Here is a 4183-nt window from a genome sequence, read left to right as displayed (position 1 = left end):
GCAGATGCGCTACCAATTGCGCCACGCCCCCGCGGTGCTCTACTAGTCTATAACACCTTTTGTGGCTTCACCAAATCCCCAGGCACATTTTTTTAGTTAGACCCATCACATTACTGAGGGGTTTAGGTAATAACCTCACCCGGCACTGTTGCCTCACGCTTCGTCAGAGCCTGCAGGGGGCCACTAACTTCCTGCAGGTACTTACGAACCGCAGTGCGTTGCGCCTCCTTCGCAGACTCCTCCTTCGATTCCGGCGCCTTGAAGCCCAGCTTGAACGCATCCCACTGGCTCGCCGAGGGGTACTTCTCACGAGCATTCCACACCAGCGAGAACGAGGCCAAAGTGTTCAGCTCCTTCTTCGTGGCAGCCTTCGACAGCACATCAGCAACCGTTGCCACGCGTGAAGACTCGGCAACACTCACCGAAATCTTCGACTGCGCACCCGAGGGCAGGCTCAGCGCCTTCTCCGGAGCCAACTGAATATTCAGATGAATCTGCTGTACCCGCTCATTCTTCAAATCCAGCTCAGCTAGCGCACGGAAACGCTTCATCAGGGATTCATAGTTCTCATCAATCACCACAGCGTTCAGGCGCAGCTCATCCGCAAGCAGCCCCACCTGAGCGTAGCTCGCATTAGTTCCCAGCGCTGCGTTAGCGGTCAGTACCTTCAGCCACTGCTCTTCTTTCAAAGTCGCCGAATCATTGACTCGCAGTGGGCTCACCGGCGCATCCGTCACCGTATTAGCAACGTTCTGCGGGTCATTCGCCAAATCCACACCGCCATAGGTAACGCTCAGCCGGTGCAAAGAACCGTAAACGGACAGATTAGTCAGAGCCGTAGCAGCCGCCGCCAAATCGGCCTGTGCCGCCGCCGTGAGGGAGAAAGAACCCACCAGACGCAGGTCCTGTTCACTACGCCCCTTACCCACATAAATACGCCCCAGCGACTCAATCTTCAGGTAGCGGGTATCGATATTTTCACGCACCAGACGCTCACGACGCGCCAACAGCTTCTCCGTTGAAACCACCACCGCAGCATCCTCGCCCAGCACACCGGTGGCGGCGATCTGCGGCATTGCGGCAAGCACCCCGGCGGCGGCAACCACGCCGCCGGTCAGAAGCAGGGAACGGCGGGGCACCACGAGGCGGCGCACCTGCCCGGCAATAGCCTCTTTAGCGGCATCTACGCGGGTAGAGGGGGTCTTAGTCACAGAGTCCTCAGCGGCAACGGATGCTGCCTCAGAAGAGCCCTGAGAGGCTCCCCGGGTAGAAGTATCGGGAATGTGAGAGTTCTCGGGTTCCAAAGAAGGGGAAGAAGACACAGAATCTCCAGGATGCAGGGCGAGCGCAAAGCCCACCAACGGTTTGAGGGGAGTGAAGTCCCTCTAGAATACCGCCCGCACCTATGCGCATGCCGACAACCCGCTGCGCATCCATCGCAAGGGCATAAAGAAAACCTATGGGGTGGACTCAGTCCACCCCATAGGTCACAAGCTTCATGAGAGCTCTGAACTCTCAGCGCAGATTATTTAAGCTTCCTCAGCCGAAGTAGCATTCGGAGCCGGGATATTAGCCGACTCAGCAGCAAGCTCCGCAATGCGAATCTCGCCGGTCGTCGGATCCTCATACGCAACGTACTCGGTGCCGCCTGCGGTGGGCTCCGCATCCTCGTTCACGTGGTTCTCCGCAATCAGGAAGCCGTGCGCACCCAGAATCTTAGCGACGCGGTCAATATCCTGCGGGGTCGGGGTATGATCCACCACTCGACGAATGTACTCGTTAATGCGCTGGTCGCTCACGTACGCCTCGCCACGAGCAGCACGAGACTGCATGAGCTGGCGAACAACTTCCTGCAGCTGCTCATCGGTCAGACGCATCTTCAAAATAGCCATCACTGCCGCGCGGTCCTGCACCGGAACATCCTTGGGATACCCGACGCTCAGCCAGTCGATTACTCGAGAGATCATGCTCTTATCAGGCATCGAGCCCCTCCTTCGAAGCAGTCATTATATGCAATTTAGTGTTCACGGGATTAGTGGCCTCCACCGGTTACGCCGAAGATATTCCAGCCGAAAGTGTGGTCGATAAAGTCCTTAGCGACCCAGAGAATACCGATGATTACGATTGCTACGATAATAGCAAAAATGCAGAACGCAGCAATCTTCGCCGCCGTTCCCGGAGGCTCAATTTCAACCAGCTTGCCGTCCGCGGTGTACTCGGTACGACCAGCCAGCATACGCAGACCCAGCGCATAGAGCGCCGGAAGGCCCGCACCAAAGAACAAACCGGCAATCAGCACCGGAATAACCTTGTTCACAATGTCAATCAGATATTCCACGACTACGAACCTGCCTTCCCAGTAGCAAGGGTCTGGGCTTCTGCGGATGCCTCAGCGCTGGTGACTGCAGCGCCTTCCTTTTCATCCCAGTCGCCAGTCACGTTCGAAGCGTCAATGTTGTCCTTCTGGGAATGACGCCACATCAGGAAGCAGAAGACTACCAGCAAAGCGAACACGGTCATTTCGCCAATGAACTGGGTACCGGTCAGAGCATTCAGGCCATGACCAATCAGCCAGGTCAGAGCACCCACAATCGCGGCAGCCGGCAGAGTAATCAGCCAAGCAACCACCATGCGGCCAGCAACAGACCAGCGCACCTCAGCACCCTTACGGCCCAGGCCACTACCCAGAATCGAGCCGGACGCCACGTGAGTGGTGGACAGTGCCATACCGAAGTGGGAGGAAGTCAGAATAATCGCAGCAGATGCACCGTCAGCGGCAACGCCCTGCGGGGTGTCAACCTCAACGATGCCCTTACCGAGGGTGCGGATAATGCGCCAACCGCCCAGGTAAGTACCCAGAGCAATAGCGATAGCGCAGGAAGCCTTCACCCACAGGGGGATCGCGTCATCGTTGCGCAGAGTACCCGAAGCAACCAGAGCCAGGAAGATCACGCCCATGGTCTTCTGTGCATCGTTGGTACCGTGCGCCAGAGACATCAGGGATGCGGTCGCAACCTGTCCCTTGCGGAAACCGCCGTGCTTACGGTCGTCAGCCACCGGGGCAGCAATACGGTAAACCAGCCAAGTGCCGGTTGCCGCCACAATAGCCGCAATGACGGGGGAGAGGACCGCGGGAACAATAATCTTGGACAGAACGCCCATCCACTGCACGCCGTCAAAGCCGATCGCGACAATAGCCGAACCAATCAGGCCACCGAACAGAGCGTGCGAGGAGGAGGAGGGAAGACCCAGAAGCCAGGTCAAAACATTCCAGAGGATGCCGCCAACCAGGCCGGTAAAGACGATAAGCATCAGCGCCGGGCCGTCTGTTGTTACATCGATACGGTCCAGGTTCACGATGCCGCTACCGACCGAACGCGCCACCTCAACAGAGAGGAACGCGCCAACGAGGTTCAGGGACGCAGACAGCGCCACGGCGGTCTTAGGCTTCAGCGCACCGGTGGCGATGGAGGTTGCCATCGCGTTGCCGGTGTCGTGGAAGCCATTCGTAAAGTCGAAGGCGAGCGCGGTCAGCACCACGATCACGAGAATAATGAGTTCTGTAGTCACAAGAAAATTATCTGTCGGTTTTCGCGAAATCTAAAGTATTCCGAATTAACACGAAATAACAGATAAACCCACGGCATTGAGCGGATTTTTATGAGGGTTTTACTATAGAGCCCATATTTCAGGGGAAACTCTCCCGATATTCCGCGGAAAAAAGGGTGCACCTATCGGAATGCTTAAGTTGGTTTATGTGGCTTATGCGAGAGTGCGGGGGAGAGGGGTGATTATATCCATCAAGAGGCTAAAGTGTGTTCACCAAGTGTTCACTTTCAGGAACCTCCCAGCTTTCTTTTTGTGACACACCTTTATTATTCAGACCTCATTTAGGTCACCGAGCTACCCACACGGGACACCCCTGTGGGTTTTACGGCGCGGGGCTTTCTGCGGAGCACATTCTCCACAGTAGGGGTTTCCTACAGCCGTGCACATTCGAATATCACGAAGAATTGAATCTATACCCGCGGCGCACGCAGCACATCAACTTCGCGAGGTATTCGCATCTATTCCCCCGCATCACATCAGCAGATACAACAACTTCGGCGAATACAACAAAAAACCCCGCATCTTTCGATACGGGGTCTTTCTCAAAAATAAACCGGCGATGACCTACTCTCCC

The 4183-nt window shown here is 56.3% G+C and carries 4 protein-coding genes; all 4 read right to left on the bottom strand.

From position 1 onward, the window contains the following. Positions 1 to 122: 122 nt before the first annotated feature. The 4 genes from HMPREF2710_RS03650 to HMPREF2710_RS03635 all read right to left on the bottom strand — a co-directional run bounded on the left by HMPREF2710_RS03650 (position 123) and on the right by HMPREF2710_RS03635 (position 3570). Entirely contained in the window at positions 123 to 1322 is a 1200-nt protein-coding gene (locus HMPREF2710_RS03650) for an acetamidase (RefSeq protein ID WP_239662310.1), read from the bottom strand. A 207-nt stretch (positions 1323 to 1529) separates the two neighbouring features. Beyond that, positions 1530 to 1982: a DUF3349 domain-containing protein gene (locus HMPREF2710_RS03645; RefSeq protein ID WP_049345093.1), complete on the bottom strand. Its 453-nt coding sequence runs from the start codon at positions 1980 to 1982 to the stop codon at positions 1530 to 1532. Between the two features lie 50 nt (positions 1983 to 2032). Beyond that, a complete protein-coding gene (locus tag HMPREF2710_RS03640; RefSeq protein WP_005504112.1) occupies positions 2033 to 2338 on the bottom strand; it encodes a hypothetical protein in 306 nt (101 codons plus the stop codon). Between the two features lie 2 nt (positions 2339 to 2340). Then, positions 2341 to 3570 (bottom strand): inorganic phosphate transporter, encoded by a 1230-nt coding sequence (locus tag HMPREF2710_RS03635; protein ID WP_070507489.1) that lies wholly within the window; start codon positions 3568 to 3570, stop codon positions 2341 to 2343. Positions 3571 to 4183 lie beyond the last annotated feature (613 nt).

The sequence above is a fragment of the Rothia sp. HMSC069D01 genome (assembly GCF_001810135.1).
GTDB lineage: Bacteria > Actinomycetota > Actinomycetes > Actinomycetales > Micrococcaceae > Rothia.
This window is presented reverse-complemented; position numbering and strand designations above follow the sequence as displayed.